Origin of the sequence: Sphingomonas endolithica, assembly GCF_025231525.1 — a bacterium.
Lineage (GTDB): Bacteria > Pseudomonadota > Alphaproteobacteria > Sphingomonadales > Sphingomonadaceae > Sphingomonas > Sphingomonas endolithica.
Genome location: NZ_CP103057.1, coordinates 670,336 through 688,354, shown reverse-complemented (window position 1 = coordinate 688,354; position 18,019 = coordinate 670,336). Strand labels below are relative to the sequence as shown.

General features: G+C 65.0%; 20 protein-coding genes. 7 read left to right on the top strand and 13 right to left on the bottom strand.

What is annotated here, in order from left to right; translation table 11 throughout:
* Nucleotides 1-8 precede the first annotated feature (8 nt).
* Complete coding sequence (locus NV382_RS03365; protein WP_260599131.1) at nucleotides 9-1,193, top strand: class I SAM-dependent RNA methyltransferase; 1,185 nt, start codon at nucleotides 9-11, stop codon at nucleotides 1,191-1,193.
* On the opposite strand, the gene truA is transcribed toward NV382_RS03365, so the two are convergent.
* Together truA and fmt are read right to left on the bottom strand one after the other, a co-directional pair.
* The gene (truA, locus tag NV382_RS03360) at nucleotides 1,190-1,933 is read right to left on the bottom strand and encodes a tRNA pseudouridine(38-40) synthase TruA (RefSeq protein WP_260599130.1); all 744 of its coding nucleotides are present in this window, start codon (nucleotides 1,931-1,933) and stop codon (nucleotides 1,190-1,192) included. The genes NV382_RS03365 and truA overlap by 4 nt on opposite strands.
* The gene (fmt, locus tag NV382_RS03355) at nucleotides 1,930-2,844 is read right to left on the bottom strand and encodes a methionyl-tRNA formyltransferase (RefSeq protein WP_260599129.1); all 915 of its coding nucleotides are present in this window, start codon (nucleotides 2,842-2,844) and stop codon (nucleotides 1,930-1,932) included. Before fmt ends, truA begins: the two co-directional genes overlap by 4 nt.
* Nucleotides 2,845-2,899: 55 nt before the next feature.
* Here fmt and recR point away from each other — a divergent pair, with 55 nt between their 5' ends.
* The 3 genes from recR (at nucleotide 2,900) to NV382_RS03340 (ending at nucleotide 5,797) form a co-directional block, all read left to right on the top strand.
* Entirely contained in the window at nucleotides 2,900-3,496 is a 597-nt protein-coding gene (gene recR / locus NV382_RS03350; protein WP_260599128.1) for a recombination mediator RecR, read from the top strand.
* 31 nt (nucleotides 3,497-3,527) lie between these two features.
* Complete coding sequence (gene def / locus NV382_RS03345) at nucleotides 3,528-4,058, top strand: peptide deformylase (RefSeq protein ID WP_260599127.1); 531 nt, start codon at nucleotides 3,528-3,530, stop codon at nucleotides 4,056-4,058.
* A 353-nt stretch (nucleotides 4,059-4,411) separates the two neighbouring features.
* A complete protein-coding gene (locus tag NV382_RS03340) occupies nucleotides 4,412-5,797 on the top strand; it encodes a DNA recombination protein RmuC (protein ID WP_260599126.1) in 1,386 nt (461 codons plus the stop codon).
* Nucleotides 5,798-5,804: 7 nt separating this feature from the next.
* Here NV382_RS03340 and NV382_RS03335 read toward each other — a convergent pair whose 3' ends face one another.
* From NV382_RS03335 to NV382_RS03295, 9 genes are read right to left on the bottom strand one after another with little or no spacing between them, the layout of a single operon-like run.
* Nucleotides 5,805-6,128: a type II toxin-antitoxin system RelE/ParE family toxin gene (locus tag NV382_RS03335; protein ID WP_260599125.1), complete on the bottom strand. Its 324-nt coding sequence runs from the start codon at nucleotides 6,126-6,128 to the stop codon at nucleotides 5,805-5,807.
* Complete coding sequence (locus NV382_RS03330) at nucleotides 6,125-6,373, bottom strand: type II toxin-antitoxin system ParD family antitoxin (RefSeq protein ID WP_260599124.1); 249 nt, start codon at nucleotides 6,371-6,373, stop codon at nucleotides 6,125-6,127. The genes NV382_RS03335 and NV382_RS03330 overlap by 4 nt, the downstream gene beginning before the upstream one ends.
* A 55-nt stretch (nucleotides 6,374-6,428) precedes the next feature.
* On the bottom strand, nucleotides 6,429-7,229 hold the full coding sequence (locus NV382_RS03325; RefSeq protein WP_260599123.1) for a TrmH family RNA methyltransferase: 801 nt from the start codon (nucleotides 7,227-7,229) through the stop codon (nucleotides 6,429-6,431).
* Nucleotides 7,230-7,233: 4 nt separating this feature from the next.
* Nucleotides 7,234-7,506, bottom strand: coding sequence for an HPr family phosphocarrier protein (locus NV382_RS03320; RefSeq protein WP_260599122.1), 273 nt, complete (start codon nucleotides 7,504-7,506; stop codon nucleotides 7,234-7,236).
* Nucleotides 7,506-7,913 carry a PTS sugar transporter subunit IIA gene (locus tag NV382_RS03315; protein ID WP_260599121.1) on the bottom strand — a complete coding sequence of 136 codons (408 nt, stop codon included), beginning with the start codon at nucleotides 7,911-7,913 and terminating at the stop codon, nucleotides 7,506-7,508. Before NV382_RS03315 ends, NV382_RS03320 begins: the two co-directional genes overlap by 1 nt.
* Nucleotides 7,910-8,848, bottom strand: a complete 939-nt coding sequence (rapZ, locus tag NV382_RS03310) for an RNase adapter RapZ (RefSeq protein WP_260599120.1) — start codon at nucleotides 8,846-8,848, stop codon at nucleotides 7,910-7,912. Before rapZ ends, NV382_RS03315 begins: the two co-directional genes overlap by 4 nt.
* Entirely contained in the window at nucleotides 8,848-9,279 is a 432-nt protein-coding gene (locus NV382_RS03305) for an HPr kinase/phosphorylase (protein WP_260599119.1), read from the bottom strand. Before NV382_RS03305 ends, rapZ begins: the two co-directional genes overlap by 1 nt.
* Nucleotides 9,276-10,829, bottom strand: coding sequence for a sensor histidine kinase (locus NV382_RS03300; RefSeq protein ID WP_260599118.1), 1,554 nt, complete (start codon nucleotides 10,827-10,829; stop codon nucleotides 9,276-9,278). The genes NV382_RS03305 and NV382_RS03300 overlap by 4 nt, the downstream gene beginning before the upstream one ends.
* Complete coding sequence (locus NV382_RS03295) at nucleotides 10,826-11,533, bottom strand: response regulator transcription factor (protein WP_260599117.1); 708 nt, start codon at nucleotides 11,531-11,533, stop codon at nucleotides 10,826-10,828. The genes NV382_RS03300 and NV382_RS03295 overlap by 4 nt, the downstream gene beginning before the upstream one ends.
* 204 nt (nucleotides 11,534-11,737) lie before the next feature.
* Between NV382_RS03295 and NV382_RS03290 the strand changes: the two genes are divergently transcribed.
* The gene (locus NV382_RS03290) at nucleotides 11,738-13,345 is read left to right on the top strand and encodes a phosphoenolpyruvate carboxykinase (RefSeq protein WP_260599116.1); all 1,608 of its coding nucleotides are present in this window, start codon (nucleotides 11,738-11,740) and stop codon (nucleotides 13,343-13,345) included.
* Between the two features lie 54 nt (nucleotides 13,346-13,399).
* On the opposite strand, the gene NV382_RS03285 is transcribed toward NV382_RS03290, so the two are convergent.
* Both NV382_RS03285 and NV382_RS03280 read right to left on the bottom strand, forming a co-directional pair.
* The gene (locus tag NV382_RS03285) at nucleotides 13,400-13,852 is read right to left on the bottom strand and encodes an NfeD family protein (protein WP_260599115.1); all 453 of its coding nucleotides are present in this window, start codon (nucleotides 13,850-13,852) and stop codon (nucleotides 13,400-13,402) included.
* Nucleotides 13,849-14,835, bottom strand: coding sequence for an SPFH domain-containing protein (locus NV382_RS03280; RefSeq protein ID WP_260599114.1), 987 nt, complete (start codon nucleotides 14,833-14,835; stop codon nucleotides 13,849-13,851). The genes NV382_RS03285 and NV382_RS03280 overlap by 4 nt, the downstream gene beginning before the upstream one ends.
* Before the next feature lie 377 nt (nucleotides 14,836-15,212).
* On the opposite strand from NV382_RS03280, the gene guaB reads away from it, so the two are divergent.
* Nucleotides 15,213-16,670 carry an IMP dehydrogenase gene (gene guaB / locus NV382_RS03275; protein WP_260599113.1) on the top strand — a complete coding sequence of 486 codons (1,458 nt, stop codon included), beginning with the start codon at nucleotides 15,213-15,215 and terminating at the stop codon, nucleotides 16,668-16,670.
* 129 nt (nucleotides 16,671-16,799) lie between these two features.
* Entirely contained in the window at nucleotides 16,800-17,975 is a 1,176-nt protein-coding gene (locus NV382_RS03270; RefSeq protein ID WP_260599112.1) for an RsmB/NOP family class I SAM-dependent RNA methyltransferase, read from the top strand.
* Nucleotides 17,976-18,019: the final 44 nt, after the last annotated feature.

The following is an 18,019-nucleotide window of genomic DNA, read 5'->3' as shown; positions in this document are numbered from 1 at the left end:
CCGACCGCATGACTGATACCATCATCCGCGTCGCCGCGCGCGGCGAGGGGCTCACCGCCGACGGCCGCAGCGCAGCCCTCGCTGCCCCCGGCGACACGCTCACTTCCAGCGGTGAGATCGTCCCGGGCCCGCACCATCAGGTCCCGCCATGCCGCCACTTCCCCACCTGCGGCGGCTGTCAGCTTCAGCATCTCGATGACGAAAGCTATGCCCAGTTCATCACCGATCGCATCCACGGCGCGCTTGCCGCGCACAGCTTCACCACCGAGATCCGCCCGCCCAAGCTATCGCCGCCCAAGACCCGCCGCCGCGCCGCGCTGCAAGCCGAACTCAAGAACGGCAAGGTGCAGATCGGCTTCAGCGAGAATGCCAGCCACACGCTGGTCGATATCCACGAATGCTGGGTGCTGACCCCCGAACTGTTCGCGGTCATCGCGCCGCTGCGCACCCTGCTCGCCAGGTTCCTGCGCAAGAACCGTCGTGCCCGGCTGCACCTGACCCAGGCCGATCAAGGCATCGACCTGCTGATCGACGGCATCGAAGCCGAAGGCCTGGATGCCGCCGAAGCGATCAGTGCCTTTGCGCTTGCCAACAACGTCGCGCGCTTCGCCATCGATGGCGGCGTCGGCCCCGAGGTGCGCTGGGAACCCGAGCCGGTGACGATCACGCTGAGCGGCGTCGCCGTGCCGCTCCCCGTCGCCGCGTTTCTCCAGGCGACAAGGGACGGGGAGGCCGCGCTGATCGACGCAGTCCGCACCGCCACCAGCGGCGCGGCGACGATCGCCGATCTGTTCGCCGGCCTCGGCACCTTTACCTTCGCGTTACCCGGCAAGGTCTATGCCGGCGAGGCGGCACGTGACGCGATCCTGTCGCTGAAGGGCGCCGCCGCTCAGGCCCGCCGCGCTGTCTTCGCCGATCATCGCGACCTTTATCGGCGTCCGCTCACCACCGCAGAGCTCGACCGCTTCGGCGCCATCGTGCTCGATCCGCCCAGGGCCGGTGCGCGCGAGCAGGCGCTGCTGCTGGCAACGTCCAAGGTGCCGACAATCGCCTATGTCTCTTGCAATCCCAGCAGCTTCGCGCGTGATGCGGAGATATTGTGCCAAGGCGGCTATAAGCTCGACTGGATCCAGCCGGTCGGCCAGTTCCGCTGGTCCACGCACGTCGAACTGGCCGCAAAGTTCAGCCGTTAAGGCGGATAATCCGCACCGATAAAGAACAACCCGTCAGGCGGCGCATTCAGGCCCAGGCGTGTGCGATCCCGCGCCGCCAGCGCATCCGCCATGTCATCTGCCGACCATTTTCCCTGGCCGACCAACCCCAGGCACCCGACCATCGACCGCACCTGATGATGCAGGAACGACCGCGCCGAAGCGAACACGCTGATACGGTCGCCACGCGCCACCACATCCAGGCGATCCAGCGTCCGGAGCGCGCTATCCGCCTGACAATGCGCCGAACGAAATGTCGTGAAGTCATGCCGCCCGAGCAACCGCGCCGCCGCCGCCGCCATTGCCTCGGTGTCCAGCGCCACCGGTACCCGCCACGCCAACCCGCGCTCCCAGGTCAACGGCGCCCGGCGCGTGGCGATGCGATACTCGTAATGCCGGCCGAGGCACGAGAAGCGCGCATGCCAATCCTCGGCCACTTCCTCGCACGCCAGGATCGCGACCGGCGCCGGCGCCAGCTTGGCGTTGATCGCCGCGGCCAGCCGAAACTCCGTCAGCGGCTTGGCGACATCGACATGCGCGCGCATCGCCGTCGCATGCACCCCGGCGTCGGTGCGCCCCGCGGCATGCACCGCCACCGTCTCGCCCGTCACCGCCAGCACCGCCGCCTCGATCGCCGCCTGCAGGCTGGGGCTATGCGTCTGCCGCTGCCAACCGGCGAACGGCCGTCCGTCATACTCGATCGTCAGCGCAAAGCGCGTCAAAGCTGCGTCCCCGCCGGGATCGGAAAACCACGCAGCAATTCGCCCGCATTCATCACGCCGCGCCCGGCGCGCTGCAGCAGGGTAGGGCGGATCGAGCCTTCGGAGCATTGGACGGTCAATGCGTCGTCCATCACGACACCGTCACCCCGACCAACGCCACGGGCAGAAGCGGGCGACACCTCGGCCGCCAATACCCGCACCCGCTCACCGCCAACCTCGAACCAGGCTCCCGGCGGATTGAACCCGCGCACCTGCCGCTCGACCTCCACCGCACTCTTCGCGAAATCCAGCCGGGTCTCCGCCTTGTCGATCTTGGGCGCATAAGTGATGCCCTGCGCAGGCTGGGCGACCGCCGGATATGCGTCGATGTCGCTCAGCACCTCCACCATCAACCGCGCGCCCATCAGGCTCAGTTCGTCGGTCAGATCGCCGGCCGTCTTGGCGCCGACGGCCGTCCGACCCTCCAGCCGCACCGGCCCGGTATCCAGCCCCGCCTCCATCTGCATGATCCCGACCCCGGTCTCGGCATCGCCCGCCAGGATCGCGCGCTGGATCGGCGCCGCCCCACGCCACCGCGGCAGCAACGAGCCATGCACGTTGAGACACCCCAACCGAGGCGCCGCCAGCACGGCACGTGGCAGGATCAGCCCATAAGCGGCGACCACCGCCACGTCCGCCTCGAACCCGGCAAACTCCTCTTGGGCGGCCGCATCCTTCAGCGATACCGGCGTCCGTACCGCAATGCCCAAGGCCTCGGCACGTGCTTGCACGGGGGAGGGCGTCACTGCCTTGCCGCGCCCGCTACGCCGCGCCGGCTGGCTGTACACCGCAGCCACATCATGCCTGGCATCGACCAAGGCCTGCAGCACCGGCACCGAAAATGCGGGCGTTCCCATGAAGACAATACGCATGGCGCATGCTCTGGCCGCTTGGCATTCCCCCGCGCAACCCCCTATCTGTTCCACCATGGCCTCCCCACAGATCGAAGCGTTGACGCAAGCCTTGGCGCGGCTTCCCGGCCTTGGCCCCAGATCGGCTCGCCGCGCGGTCCTGCACCTCCTCAAGAAACGCGAAACCGCACTCGGGCCCTTGCTCGATGCTCTCAACGCTGTCGATGAAACACTCGCAACCTGCGGGAATTGCGGGAATATCGATACCACCAACCCGTGCGCGATCTGCGCCGATCCCCGCCGCGACGCGCGTGCGCTGTGCGTGGTGGAAGAAGTCGCCGATCTCTGGGCGCTCGATCGCTCGCGCCTGTTCCCGGGGCGCTTCCACGTGCTGGGCGGCCGCCTGTCCGCGCTCGAAGGCGTCCGGCCTGAGGATCTGACGATCGATTCGCTGGTTCGCCGCATCGAGGCCGGTGGCATCGACGAAGTCGTGCTCGCGATGAACGCCACGCTCGAAGGCCAGACCACCGCGCATTATATTGCCGACCGCATCGACCGCTTTCCGATCCGCGTTACCCAACTGGCGCACGGCCTGCCGGTCGGCGGCGAACTCGACTATCTCGACGAAGGCACGCTCGCCCAGGCGCTGCGCGCACGGCGTCCGGTGGCTTGACGCCGACCGCCCACTTTCCTAGCCGAAGCGCATGGCAATCCTAGACATACTCGAAGTACCACATCCCGGTCTGCGTGCCGTGGCGGAGCCCGTCGAAGCGGTGAACGACGCCGTGCGCGCGATCGTCGCCGACATGTTCGACACGATGTACGACGCCCGCGGCATCGGCCTGGCCGCAACGCAGGTCGCGATCGACCAGCGCATCGTCGTGATCGACCTGCAAGAACCGGAATCGGACGAGGAAGACGCGAAGCCCGTCCGCCGCCCGCACGTGTTCATCAATCCCGAACTCGTCTCGGTCAGCGACGAAATGTCGAGCTACAACGAAGGCTGCCTCTCGATCCCCGAGCAATATGCCGACGTTGAGCGCCCGGCGCGCTGTCGCCTGGCCTGGCTCGACGATCAGGGCGCTCGCCAAGAAGAGGATTTCGACGGCCTGATGGCCACCGCGATCCAGCACGAGATCGATCACCTCAATGGCATCTTGTTCATCGATCACATCAGCCGGCTCAAGCGCGACATGGTGATGAAAAAGCTGACGAAGATGCGCAAGGCGGGGTGACCCTGACCCCCGCTGGCATGGCGGCATGACGGCATGGCGGTGCAAAAGCGGGCCGCTTCTCCCGGTGCGCTCCATTTCACGCTGTCCTACATGGCGTGTTCAATCTATGTTCTAGCCATGCATGGTCTTGTCTCGCTCGCTGTCGCTGATGAACTCTTGCGGGATAGTTGCTTGCCGCCGGTCGATCAGGTCGTCGCGCCTCAATATTCTCAACGTTCGCGCCGATGCCCGGGCTCCACGCTTCCATCACGCCGGCGTGACGAGCTTCTCAACATTCGCCTAGCCACCGGAGTGACGATGCTGCCAAATGCCGTTCGCGGTTCAATATCCTCAACATTCGCGAGTGTCCGCTGATGGAAATCCTCTTCGCCGTGCTGATCGCCATCCTCGTCGGGCTGGCGCTCGGCTGGCTGCTCGGCAGCCGCACGGCCGCGCAAGCCCGCGCCGAGCGGGATGCGCGGACCGAGGAATTCAAGCGCGCCATCGGCGAGTTGGCCGCGGCGGAGGAGCGCGGCAAGGCCGCGGCCTATCTGCGCGACCAGCTAGACCTAATCCGCGAGGAGCGCGACGTTGCCCGGATGGAGAACGCCACCCTTAAGGCGCATTCCAGCGCCTTCGAGGCGCGGCTCGAAGAATTTAAGAATTCGCGTGAAGCAATGACCGGCCACTTCAATGAGGTTGCTGGAAAACTGCTGAGCGAGGCACAGAAGGCGTTTCTCGCTAGAGCCGACGAGCGCTTCAAGCAGTCCGAAGAAACGGCGGGGCAGAACCTCAAGTCCATGCTTCAGCCAGTCAGCGATCGCCTGCTCAAATATGAGGAAGCGGTCGGCAAGGTCGAGAACGAGCGCAAGGGCGCGTTCAGCGAGCTCAAGGGCCAGATCGAACAGATGCGCATCGGCCAGGAGAAGGTCTCCACCGAGGCGGCCAAACTGGTCAACTCGCTGCGCAACGCTCCAAAGTCACGCGGCCGCTGGGGCGAGCAGCAACTGAAGAACGTGCTCGAAAGCTGTGGCCTGTCCGAACATGCCGATTTCCAGACCGAGGTCAGCGTCGCCGGCGAGGATGGCGGCCGGCTGCGTCCCGACGTCATCATCAACATCCCCGGCGGCCAGTCGCTCGTTATCGACGCCAAGGTGTCGCTCAACGCCTATCAGGACGCGTTCGGTGCCGCCGACGATGCCGAGAAGCTGATCGCGCTCGGCGCGCACGCCGCGGCAATGCGCGCGCACGTCAACGGCCTCGGCAACAAGGCTTATTGGAGCCAGTTCGCCGATGCGCCTGATTACGTCATCATGTTCGTGCCGGGCGAGCATTTCCTGTCCGCCGCGCTCGAACATGATCCGACCTTGTGGGATTTCGCGTTCGACAAGCGGGTGCTGCTGGCGACACCGACGAACCTGATCGCCATCGCCCGCACTGTCGCCGCCGTATGGCGGCAGGAGAAGCTCGCCAAGGAAGCGCGCCAGATCGGCGAACTCGGCAAGGAGATGCACGATCGCCTCGCCAAGGTGGCAGACGACCTGCGCAAGGTCGGTTCGGGGCTGAACAGCGCGGTGAGCAACTTCAACGCCTTCAGCAATTCATTTAACGGCCGCCTGATGGTCACCGGCCGCAAGTTCAAGGCGCTCAACGTCGAAACCGGCGCTCGCGAACTGGAAGACGTGCCGGCGATCGAGACACTCGCCCGGCAGGGCACCGCGCCGGCGCTGCTGGAGGAATCGAGAGAACGGGCCGAGTGACGGCGCGTTAACCCTGGAAATGCGCCTCGGCATCCCGGCTGGCATGAAGCACGTTGATCACCTCGATGGCATCGGCGGTGTAGCGAAAGTAGATCACATAGCCATTCGAGGGGGTGGTGCGAATGTCCGCCAGCAGGTCCGATCGCTTTGTACCAAGCAGGCCTGGCAACGCGGCAAGGCGCTCGCAGTGATCTGTGATGCGATCGACCAAAGCTATAGCCACATCGATACTGCTGGACTGCTCGGCAATATAGTGCGCGATATCATCATAGTGCGCGATATCATCAAGGTTTTCAAAAGCAGATGCGACGAAGCGCAGCCGCCTGGTCACGAAGCCTTGGCCGTCCGACGCTCTGCCAAACTAGACGCAATTCGATTGCGGACTTCCTCGCTGGTGTATGACCCACCGCGCGCCATTGAAGCCGCCAACGTATCCCGCAACGCCTGCAACTTGGCTTCGCGTTCCTCAACGAGCCGAAGCCCCTCGTTCACCACATCGCTAGCCGACTCGAACTTTCCGTCCCTGACGGCATCCTGCACGAAGCCTTCCCAGCGCGCGTCGATCGCAACGTCCATCTGCGTTCTCCTCGGCCTAATCATACCGGATGCACGAACACTGCCACGGGCAAGCTCAACCGCGCCGTTGCGCCAGCACCTCATACGCCATCACCGCCGTGGCGACGGCCGCGTTCAGGCTGTCCGCCTTGCCCAGCATCGGCAGCTTGACCAGCAGGTCGCATTCGGCAGCCATTTCGGGCGGCATGCCCTGCGCCTCGTTGCCGGTCAGCAGGAAGGTCGGGCTGTCATACCGCGCAGCGCGATAGTCATTCTCGGTATCGAGGCTCAGCCCCACCAGCTGGCCGGGGCCGCTGCGCAACCACGGCAGGAACGCGTCCCATTCCGTCTGCACCACCGGCACGGTGAACAAGGCACCCATGCTCGCCCGCACCGCTTCGATCGAGAAGGGGTCGACGCATTCGCCGATCAGGATTAACCCGCCGGCGCCGACCGCGTCGCCGGTGCGCAGGATCGTGCCGAGATTGCCAGGGTCGCGCAGCCGCTCTGCCACCAGCCAGATATCGGCCGTGGTCCGATCGAGCACCGCCAGCGCCGAGTCGAACGCGGCAAACACGCCGACCACCGCTTGCGGGTTATCCTTGCCCGACAGCTTGGTCAGGATATCCGGCACCGTCTCGATCGCCTGGCCGCCGCTATCCTCGACATCGAAGATCAGCGTGCGCACCAAGGGATGCTGGGCGCCCTCACGCGAGTAGAACAGGAACTCCGGGATACGCCCGTTTTCCCGCGCTTCCGTCAGGATGCGCAGTCCCTCGGCCAGGAACAGCCCCTCGGCACGGCGATGCCGCTTCTCGCGCAGCATCCGCATGCGCTTGATCAACGGGTTGGAAAAGGCGGTGATCTCACGTGGCACGGGGTCAATCCTCCCCGAACTTGGCCTCGACCAACGCGCACAGCGCCTGCACGGCGGCCTCGTCGCCTTCGCCGTCGGCCGAGATGATGATGGAATCGCCCATCGCCGCACCCAGCATCATCAGCCCCATGATCGAGGTACCGGTCACCGATCCGGCGCCCTCCTTTTCGACGCTCACGTCGATCGGCTGGCTGGAGGCGAGGGTCACGAACTTGGCGCTGGCACGGGCATGCAGCCCACGCTTGTTGGTAATGAGCACGGTACGCTGCACGGCCATCAGGCGGCGGCCTCGCCCAGAACTTCGGACGCGACGGTGATGTACTTGCGTCCCGCCTCCCGCGCCGCGGCGACGGCATCGACGACCTTCATCTTGGACCGAGCCGAGCCGAGCCGGATGAGCATCGGCAGGTTGATCCCGGCGATCACCTCGAAACGACCCTTCTCCATCAATGAGATTGCGAGGTTCGACGGCGTCCCACCGAACAAATCGGTAAGCAGGATCACGCCACTGCCATCGTCCACGTCGGCGACGGCGTTGGCGATGTCGGCACGTCGCGCTTCCATGTCGTCATCGGGCCCGATCGCGATCGTCGCAATGGCGTCTTGTTTGCCGACGACGTGCTCCATCGCGGTCACGAACTCCTCCGCAAGGCGCCCATGCGTCACCAGAACCAGGCCGATCATTCCAACTTCGTTCCACTACCAGGCGTGCCCAGCGCCGCACCTTCCAGGCTGTCCTGAGGTGCCGCCGTCAAATCGCGATGGGTGACCGTGGGCGAAAATGCTGCGCCGCGCAACCGTGCCGCGACCCGCTCCACGACGTGCACCGATCGATGTCTCCCCCCGGTACACCCAAATGCGACGTTGATGTACGACTTTCCCTCCGCCCTGTAGCGCGGGAGCAACAGCAACAGCAGCGATTCGATCTGCGCCAGTGCCGGTTCATAGGCCGGATCGCCCGCAACATAAGCAGCGACATCCTCGTCCAGCCCAGTTCCGGGTCGCAGAGCCGCCACCCAATGCGGATTGCGCAGGAAACGCATGTCGAACACCAGATCGGCATTCCGTGGCAGCCCTCGCGAAAAACCGAACGACATGATCGACAAGGTCGGCTCGCCACGGTGATCGCCGGCGAACGTCGCACGCACCTGCTGGGCAAGCTCGTAGGCGGTGAGGTTGGTCGTATCGATCAGCCGGTTGGCCCACCGCCGCAGCGGCGTCAGCAATTCCCGTTCCCGCGCGATTCCGTCGCTTGCCGGACGATCGGGCGCCAGCGGGTGCCGCCGCCGCGTCTCGGAATATCGCCGTTCCAGCTCCACGCCGGCGCAATCCAGGAACAAAGTGCCGACATCGTGGCCATGGTCTTCACGCAACATCTGGATGCGGTTGACGATGCGCTCGGGATCGAAATCGCGCGTCCGTGCGCCGATGCCGATCGCGAGCGGCTGCTGATTGCCCTCGGCGCTTTCGGGCAGCGGCGTGGCCAGCAAACGGTCCAGCAGGAGCAGCGGCAGATTGTCGACCACCTCCCAGCCGAGATCTTCCAGCGTCCGCAACACGGTAGATTTGCCTGCACCGGACATGCCGGTGACGAGCAGGATATCCTTGCGCCCTACCATCATCCAAGCTCCCGATTTAGTGCAAGCTCGACCTTGATCGGCGCCGATGGTTCGCCGGGGATCAAGGCGATTTCCGGGATCACAATGCCGGCAATGACGCGCATTTCGTCGGTCGGTAGTCGTTCGACGACATCTTCCAACCGCACCAGCAAGGCGACCGGGACCGCGTCGACATACGGCATCGGCATGATCCCCAACCCGCGCACCTCGATCTTGCCCGATATGGTAGACGGCGCATGCGCGATTAGCGCCGTGCCGTGCGCGGTGAGGATCGTGTAATCGTCGCTGACCAACACCGCGCCACGATCGATCAGGCGCAAGGCGAGGTCGGATTTGCCCGAGCCGGACGGCCCCTCGAGCAACACGGCATGACCATCGATCGCGACGGTGGAGACATGCAGCGTCTCACTAGGCCCTTCGGTCCTGTTCATCGCTGACTTGCCAAGGGTAAGGTCACTGCAAAGCGCGCACCGCTCAACCCATCCTCCCGCCCCGTGACGGCAATGCCACCCTGATGTCCCTCGACAATGGTGCGGGCGATGGCAAGGCCAAGACCGGAATGCTTCCCGAACGCTTCGCCCTCGGGGCGCAGCGAGTGAAAGCGGCTGAACACTTGCTCGCGCGCTTCCTCAGGCACGCCTGGTCCTTCGTCGTCCACATACACCGTCACATCCAGCTCATCAGCTTCTGCGGTGATCTTGATGAGCCCAAGATCAGGGGAAAAGGAGATTGCATTCTCCACCAGATTCTCGAACACGCGTTCCAGCCGCGCGCCATCACCCATGACACGCAACGGCGTGGCCCATGGCTTGTCGAAGCGCAATCGCACGCCGCGTTCGAGCCCGCGTTGCTCGCGCTGTGCGACCAGCCCGACAATCACAGCGGCAACATCGACCGGCTCGAACCTTGCGCGGCTGAGCTGCGCGTCCAACCGCGAAGCCTCCGAAATGTCCGTGATCAGGCGGTCGAGCCGATGCACGTCATCGCGCACGATGGCGAGCAGGCGTTCCTGCAAGTCCGCGTCCCGTACCATCGACAGGCTGTCGATCGCCGAGCGCATCGAGGCGAGGGGGTTCTTCATCTCGTGTGTGACATCTGCGGCAAAGGCCTCGGTCGCGTCGATCCTAGCGCGCAGCGCAAGGCTCATGTCGGACAAGGCGCGCGCCAGCATGCCCACTTCGTCCCGACGCGATGGTAGGCGCGGCACGACCACCTCGCGTGCACGTCCTAAGCGCACCCGCACCGCCGCTCGCGCCAACCGCCGCAAGGGCCGAACGATCGTCCGAGCGAGGAATAGCGAGAGCAGGATCGAAACCAAAGCCACGATCAACAGCACGACGCTCAAGCGGAATCGCTCGACGCGGACCGTTTGCGTGATGTCCGTCGCGTTGCTAGTCATCATCACCACGCCATGACCCGGCACCGCGGCTGCGGCCGTGATCACCGGTGTCCGGTCAGGCGCGCGCCAAACCGTGGCATGGGCCGGTCCTCCCGGGCGAGCGGCACGAACGTCCGGCCAGTCCTGCCCATCGCCACGCTCTCGGTACAGCGGCGCACGAGCGGCACCCACCACGGTATCGATCACCGCGTCCAGGAAGCGCGCCGATCGCTGTCCCCAATCCTGCTTGTCGGGATCCTGCAACACGACGTTGCGCAACCCGAGCGTTCGCGTGTCAGCCGTCAACCGACCTTCGGGGTCGAACAACCGCAAGCGAGCGCCTGTATCTCTTGCCAGTCGCAGCATGAGCGCATCGCTCCGTTCCGGAGCGACCGAGAGCAATGCCTCGGCAATCAGCCGAGCTTCGCTGGTCGACTGGACGATACGGCTGTCGAGAATGCGGCTGCGGTAGGAATCGAGATAGAAGAAACCGCCGGCCAGCAAGGCCAGCGCGAAGATGTTGACGGCCAGGATGCGTGGCGTGAGCGATACGCGCCCGGACCATCGTAGGCTGAGCTCGTCATCGTCGCGTCGGTCGATCATTCTTCCGAGAACCGATATCCCGCGCCGTACAGCGTCTCGATCGCATCAAACTGCGGATCGACCTGACGGAATTTCCGTCGCACCCGCTTGATGTGGCTGTCGATCGTGCGATCGTCGACATAGATGTCGTCCTGGTAGGCCGCATCCATCAACTGGTTGCGCGTCTTCACGATCCCCGGCCGCTGCGCAAGCGTCTCAAGGATCAGGAACTCGGTGACCGTCAAGGTCACTGCCAGGCCTGCCCATGTCACCCGGTGTCGCGCGGTATCCATCACCAGCCGGCCGCGCGCCAGCTCCCCGGCCGCCGCCAGCGGGGCACCTGCCTGATCGCCTTGCGATAATTCAGTACGGCGCAGGATCGCGCGGATGCGGGCGATCAACAAGCGCTGGCTGAACGGCTTTGCGATATAATCGTCCGCGCCCATGGCGAGGCCCAGCGCCTCGTCCATCTCGTCATCCTTGGACGTCAGGAAGATCACGGGCGTCAGCTGCTTTTCTCGCAACCGGCGGAGCAGCTCGAGCCCATCCATGCGCGGCATCTTGATGTCGAACACGCACAGATCTGGCGGATTGTCGGCCAATGCTTTCAGCGCCGTTTCGCCGTCGGAATATACCCGCGTGAGGAAGCCCTCGGCCTGCAAGGCGATCGAAACCGAGGTCAGGATGTTCCGATCGTCATCGACGAGCGCGATTGTTGCCGTCATCGGCGGTCAGCCCTTCCTCGCATCGGCGCGCACATTGCTTAGGTGATCGGTAGTGCAAAGCTGCATGCGGCTCAACCGAGGCGGCACAGCAATTGTCCCGTCTGGACAATTGAGGCGCAGCGTGGATAAGCGCGGTCACACAACGATAATGAGCCGAGCAGAACACCAGAATGGGTTCCTTGGCCTTCTAGGAGAGTGACAGACGTGAGCGATCGCATTCCGGACTCCGGCCTTGAAGCGCAGGGCATCGAAACGCGTGCAAACCTGCACTGGAACCTCGTCACCGCTCGCTTGATCGAGACCGCAGTGGCCAAAGGCGAGGGCAAATTGTCCGCCGATGGCCCGCTTGTCGTGGAAACCGGCGCCCATACCGGACGCTCGGCGCAGGACAAGTTCATCGTGCGCGATGCCGAGACGGAAGCGGTCGTATGGTGGGGCAAGAGTAACAAGGGCATGAGCCCGCACGAGTTCGCCGCCTTGAAAGCCGATTTCATGGCGGCGCTGAAGGACAAGGAAGACCTGTACATCCAGGACCTGTTCGGCGGCTCGCAGCCGGAAAACCGCGTCCGCGTCCGGGTCGTGACCGAACTCGCCTGGCACAATTTGTTCATCCGCACCATGCTGGTGCGGCCGCGCGAGTCCGAAATGCGCGGGTTCGAAGCAGACTATACGATCATCGACCTACCGAGCTTCCGAGCCAACCCGGCCAAGCATGGCTGCCGCAGCGAGGCCGTCATTGCGGTTAACTTTACCGAGAAGCTGATCCTGATCGGCGGCACGCGCTATGCCGGCGAGATGAAGAAAAGCGTGTTCGGGCTGCTCAACTATCTGCTGCCGGCCAACGGCGTGATGCCGATGCATTGCTCGGCCAATATCGGTCCGAAGGGCGATACGGCGGTGTTCTTCGGCCTGTCGGGTACCGGCAAGACGACGCTCAGCGCCGATGCCAGCCGCACGCTGATCGGCGATGACGAACATGGCTGGTCGGACACGGCGGTGTTCAATTTCGAGGGCGGTTGCTACGCCAAGATGATCCGCCTGTCGGCCGACGCAGAGCCCGAAATCTTTGCCACCACAAAGCGCTTTGGCACCGTGCTGGAGAACGTGGTGATGGACCCGGTCACACGGGCACTCGACCTGGAGGATAACAGCCTGGCCGAGAACAGCCGTGGCGCTTATCCGATCGACTTCATTCCCAATGCAAGCGCCGACAATATGGGGCCGGTGCCGCGCAACATCGTGATGCTGACAGCAGACGCATACGGCGTGCTGCCGCCGATCGCCAAGCTGACGCCCGATCAGGCCATGTACCACTTCCTCTCCGGCTACACCGCGCGCGTCGCGGGCACCGAGATCGGCGTGACCGAGCCGGATGCGACCTTCTCCACCTGCTTCGGCGCGCCGTTCATGCCGCGCCATCCCTCGGTCTATGGCAATCTACTCAAGAGCCGCATCGCCAAGGGCGGAGTGGATTGCTGGCTGGTCAATACCGGCTGGACCGGCGGCAAATACGGCACCGGCCAGCGCATGCCGATCAAGGCGACCCGCGCGCTGCTCAACGCTGCGCTCGACGGGTCGCTCAACGATGCCGAATTCCGCACCGATCCGAACTTCGGCTTCCAGGTGCCGGTGAGCGTGCCGGGTGTGGACAGCGCGATCCTCGATCCGCGCCAGACGTGGGCCGACAAGGAGAGCTACGATGCGACGGCCGCCAAGCTGGTCGACTTGTTCGTCGGAAACTTTGCCCAGTTTGCCGAACATGTCGATGAGGGCGTGCGGCAAGCGGCGCCGAGGACATCGGTAGCGGCATAAGGCGGCCTCGCCCGTCTTCGATCTCTCAACCGTTCCCGATCTTGGCCGGGACGGCTATGACACGGCCATCGGTTCGACGATCAAGATGCCGCTTTGGACCTCGACCACGCGCATCGTCGCACCGACGGGCGCGTCCGGCCCGCGGGCCGGCCACACGCCGTCAGCGACCCGGACGCGGCCATTGCCACCGCTGATCGACTGATCGACGGTTACGATCTCGCCCACGAGGCGGGCCGCACGGTCGTTGAGCAGCGGATCGGACGTGGCGACGGGATAGTCACGGTACCAGCGGCGGCCCACCACCACCGTCACCCCGCTCCAAATCGCAAAGGAAGCGAGCTGTGCCGCCGCGGGTAGGTCGGGCAGCGCCAGCGTAGCAACGCCGGTGACCGCAGCGGCGATGGCCAGGAAGACCAGGAACACACCGGGCACGACCAGTTCGGCGACACCCAGCACCAGCGCCGCGATCAACCACAAGCTGCCTGCGCTCATGCCGTCGATGGTCATTCGGCGCTCGGCTCGAACGGACCTTTCGGTCTTGCCGGCGGGGCAGGGGGCGCAGGCACCCTGGGTGCGGCCGGGGCGTCGGACAGCGCCTGTTTGGCGAGCTCGCCGATGCCGCCGAGCGTACCGATCAACTGCGTCGCCTCGACCGGGAACAGGATCGTCTTGGCATTGGGGGAGGTGGCGAACTTGCCGACCGCTTCGACATATTTCTGGGCGATGAAATAGTTGAGAGATTGCGCGCTGCCCTGCTCGATCGCGATCGAGACGAGCTGCGTCGCCTTGGCCTCCGCCTCGGCCGAGCGTTCGCGCGCTTCGGCGTCGCGGTACGCGGCCTCACGCCTGCCTTCCGCTTCGAGGATCTTGGACTGCTTCTGGCCCTCGGCGCGCAGGATCTCCGACGCACGACTGCCTTCCGCCTCCAGGATATTGGCGCGCTTCTCGCGTTCGGCCTTCATCTGGCGGCCCATGGCGTTGACGATATCGGCAGGCGGGCGGATGTCCTTCACCTCGACGCGGGTGATCTTGACGCCCCAGGCGGCAGTGGCGTGATCGACCACCACCAGTAGCCGGGCATTGATCTCGTCACGCTTCGACAAGGTCTCGTCGAGGTCCATCGAGCCCATCACGGTGCGCAGGTTGGTCGTCGTCAACTGCAGGATCGCGACGTACAGCTCGGACACTTCGTATGCCGCCTTGGCGGCATCCAGCACCTGGAAGAACACCACGCCGTCGACCGCGACCATCGCATTGTCCTTGGTGATGATCTCCTGCCCCGGAATGTCGATCACCTGCTCCATCATGTTGATCTTGCGACCGACACGGTAAAAGAACGCAGGATAGAAATTGAAGCCCGGCCGCGCGGTTGAGGTGAAGCGGCCGAAATGCTCGATCGTATATTGATAGCCCTGACGGACGATCTTGATGCTGGTGAACAGGTAGAGCAGCACCAGCGCCATCAGTAGCGCGCCTGCAGTCAATGCCATGATCTCGCCCTCTCCCGAATAGAGCCTAGCAATCTAGCAGAACCGTCGGCGGGCGATAGCGAAATGGCTACCGACCAACGATGTGAAAGTTGATGAAGTTTCGCTGAATCGCGCTGATTCTCTCAACTTTGCCGCCTTCCATTCCGGACTATATGGCCGACCTCCAGGCAAACAGAGCGATGCTTGTGCATAATGGGAACATAGGCAGAACATCCGAAAATAGCAAGCGGAAGTGGGACTCACGGCAGGGCAACATGCCAGGTTGAATTGCTCGGAGATGGTGCCTGCCGATCGCGCCTAGCGCGAATCGATGGTGTTGATTACATGGCACGCCACTCTTCTCCCCGCGCACCAGCGCCTGCAGGAACCGGCATCCCATGGATATTCGCCTCGGCCTCACTTTCGACGATGTCCTGCTGTACCCGAATGCGTCCGATATCGTGCCCAGCCAGGCGGACACCGCCAGTCAGGTGACCAAGTCGATCTCGCTGACCATTCCGATCCTGTCCTCGGCCATGGATACGGTGACCGAGGCTGACATGGCGATCGTCATGGCGCAATTGGGCGGCATCGGCGTGCTCCATCGGAACATGGAAATCGACGAACAGGTCGCCGCGGTGCGCCAGGTGAAGCGCTTCGAAAGCGGTATGGTGGTCAACCCGATCACGATCGCGCCCGATGCGACACTGGCCGAGGCGCAGGCGCTGATGAGCAGCAACCGGATCAGCGGCATTCCGGTCGTGGAGCGCGACGGCAAACTGGTCGGCATCCTGACCAACCGCGACGTGCGCTTCGCCGAGAACCCGCGCCAGCGCGTGGCCGAGCTGATGACGCACGAGAACCTCGCCACCGTCTCCGCCGATGTCGGCAAGGAAGAAGCGCGCCGGCTGCTGCACCAGCGGCGCATCGAAAAGCTATTGGTGGTCGACGAGGCCTATCGCTGCGTCGGCCTGATCACCGTCAAGGATATCGAGAAGGCCGTCACCTATCCCAACGCCACGAAGGACGAGAGCGGCCGCCTGCGGGTTGCCGCCGCCACCACGGTCGGCGACAAGGGCTTCGAGCGCACCGAGGCATTGATCGACGCCGGGCTAGACCTGGTGGTGATCGATACCGCGCACGGCCACAACAGCGATGTCGCGCGTGCGGTGGAGCGCGTGAAGCGGCTGAGCAATTCGGTCCAGGTGATCGCCGGCAACGTCGCCACGGCGGAAGCGACGCGCGCGTTGATCGATTCCGGCGCGGACGGGGTCAAGGTCGGGATCGGCCCGGGTTCGATCTGCACCACGCGCGTGGTCGCCGGCGTTGGCGTGCCGCAGCTAACCGCGGTGATGGATTGCGCCGAAGTCGGGCTCAAGGCGGGCGTGCCGGTGATCGCCGATGGCGGCCTGCGCACTTCGGGCGATCTCGCCAAGGCGCTGGCGGCAGGGGCATCGGCCTGCATGATCGGATCCTTGCTCGCCGGCACCGAGGAAGCACCGGGCGAAACCTTCCTGTACCAGGGCCGCGCCTATAAATCCTATCGTGGCATGGGGTCGGTCGGGGCGATGGGCCGGGGCTCGGCGGACCGTTACTTCCAGGGCGACATCAAGGACCAGCTGAAACTGGTTCCCGAGGGGATCGAAGGGCAGGTCGCCTTCAAGGGCCCCGCTCGCGACGTGATCCATCAGCTGGTCGGCGGCGTGAAGGCGGCAATGGGCTATACCGGCTCGGCGACGATTCCCGATCTTCAGAAACGCGCGCGCTTCGTGCAGATTACGGGTGCTGGATTGATGGAGAGCCACGTGCACGACGTGACGATCACGCGCGAGGCGCCGAACTATCCGACGCGGTAGTCCGTTTTTCTCCCCTCCCTGGAAGGGAGGGGCCGGGGGTGGGTCGGCCCTTGGTGGAACGTTGCTGGTGCCCCAGGCCTACCCACCCCCAACCCCTCCCTTCCAGGGAGGGGAGCAGAAAGATCAAGCATGACCCCCTCCGCCCGCATCCAGGCTGCGATCGACCTGCTCGACGCGATCGTCATCGCCGCGCGTGATCAAGGCGCTGCCGCCGACACGATCATCGCCAAATACTTCGCGCAGCGTCGATACGCCGGCAGCAAGGATCGGCGCGCGGTGCGCGAGCTGGTCTATGCCGCGATCCGCCGGCTGGGCGAGCGCCCCAAAAGCGGCCGCGCCGCGATGCTGGCGATGGCCGAGGCCGACCCGGAGATTGCGGCCTTGTTCGACGGCGGCACGCATGCGCCGCCCGCGATCGGCAAGGGTGAGAACGCTGCGGCGCCCGGCGTCGCGCCCGCCTGGATTATCGCCAAGCTACTCGCCTCGGGCATCGGCGAGGACGAGCTGCCTGCGCTGATCGACCGTGCCCCGCTCGACATCCGCATCAACCGCCTGCAAGCCGCGCCGGCACCGATCGATGCAGCCGAGCCTATCGCGGGCCTGCCCGATGCGCTGCGACTGCCATCGGGCACCAATATCGAGGCGCTCGACGCGTTCAAGGATGGCGCGATCGAGGTGCAGGACGCCGGCAGCCAGATCGTCGCGCTTGCGGCCATGGCGCAGGCCGGCCAGCGCATAGTCGATCTGTGCGCGGGCGCTGGCGGCAAGACGCTGACGCTGGCCGCGGCGATGGAGAATGACGGCGCGTTGCTCGCCACCGACACCGATCGCGCGCGGCTGTCGCGGCTCACGCCGCGTGCTGCACGTGCCGGCGCCAGCATCGTCGAGACGCGGCTGCTCAATCCCGGCCGCGAAAGCGAGATGCTGGCGGATTGGCATGACGGCGCGGATTGCGTGCTGATCGACGCGCCCTGTTCGGGCACCGGTACGTGGCGGCGCAATCCCGAGGCGCGCTGGCGGTTGACGCCGGAGCGGATCGACCGCCTCGCGGCGACCCAAGCCAATGTGCTGGAAATCGGGGCCGCGCTGGTCAAGCCCGGCGGCGTGTTGGTCTATATCGTTTGCTCTCTGCTCGACGAGGAAGGGGCAGGGCAGGCGGCGCGCTTCATGGCCGATCATCCGGGGTGGACCGCAGACGACCTGACGCTGCCGGCCGGTCGCCCGCACGGTGCCGGCATCCGCCTGACGCCGGCGCACGATGCCACCGACGGCTTTTTTGTCGCGCGCCTCCGGCGACCATGCTAGCCCGAACGACTGTGGGTAAACTCGGTATATCTGGGCTGGAGAGC

Coding starts and splice junctions, on each gene's coding strand:
- NV382_RS03330 (WP_260599124.1), bottom strand. CDS start 6,373: ATGGACGTTGCGATCGACGCGCGCTGGGAAGGCTTCGTGCAGGATGCC.
- NV382_RS03365 (WP_260599131.1), top strand. CDS start 9: ATGACTGATACCATCATCCGCGTCGCCGCGCGCGGCGAGGGGCTCACC.
- guaB (WP_260599113.1), top strand. CDS start 15,213: ATGGATATTCGCCTCGGCCTCACTTTCGACGATGTCCTGCTGTACCCG.
- NV382_RS03320 (WP_260599122.1), bottom strand. CDS start 7,506: ATGGCCGTGCAGCGTACCGTGCTCATTACCAACAAGCGTGGGCTGCAT.
- NV382_RS03300 (WP_260599118.1), bottom strand. CDS start 10,829: ATGATCGACCGACGCGACGATGACGAGCTCAGCCTACGATGGTCCGGG.
- def (WP_260599127.1), top strand. CDS start 3,528: ATGGCAATCCTAGACATACTCGAAGTACCACATCCCGGTCTGCGTGCC.
- NV382_RS03340 (WP_260599126.1), top strand. CDS start 4,412: ATGGAAATCCTCTTCGCCGTGCTGATCGCCATCCTCGTCGGGCTGGCG.
- recR (WP_260599128.1), top strand. CDS start 2,900: ATGGCCTCCCCACAGATCGAAGCGTTGACGCAAGCCTTGGCGCGGCTT.
- rapZ (WP_260599120.1), bottom strand. CDS start 8,848: ATGGTAGGGCGCAAGGATATCCTGCTCGTCACCGGCATGTCCGGTGCA.
- NV382_RS03270 (WP_260599112.1), top strand. CDS start 16,800: ATGACCCCCTCCGCCCGCATCCAGGCTGCGATCGACCTGCTCGACGCG.
- NV382_RS03295 (WP_260599117.1), bottom strand. CDS start 11,533: ATGACGGCAACAATCGCGCTCGTCGATGACGATCGGAACATCCTGACC.
- NV382_RS03285 (WP_260599115.1), bottom strand. CDS start 13,852: ATGACCATCGACGGCATGAGCGCAGGCAGCTTGTGGTTGATCGCGGCG.
- NV382_RS03305 (WP_260599119.1), bottom strand. CDS start 9,279: ATGAACAGGACCGAAGGGCCTAGTGAGACGCTGCATGTCTCCACCGTC.
- fmt (WP_260599129.1), bottom strand. CDS start 2,844: ATGCGTATTGTCTTCATGGGAACGCCCGCATTTTCGGTGCCGGTGCTG.
- NV382_RS03280 (WP_260599114.1), bottom strand. CDS start 14,835: ATGGCATTGACTGCAGGCGCGCTACTGATGGCGCTGGTGCTGCTCTAC.
- NV382_RS03315 (WP_260599121.1), bottom strand. CDS start 7,913: ATGATCGGCCTGGTTCTGGTGACGCATGGGCGCCTTGCGGAGGAGTTC.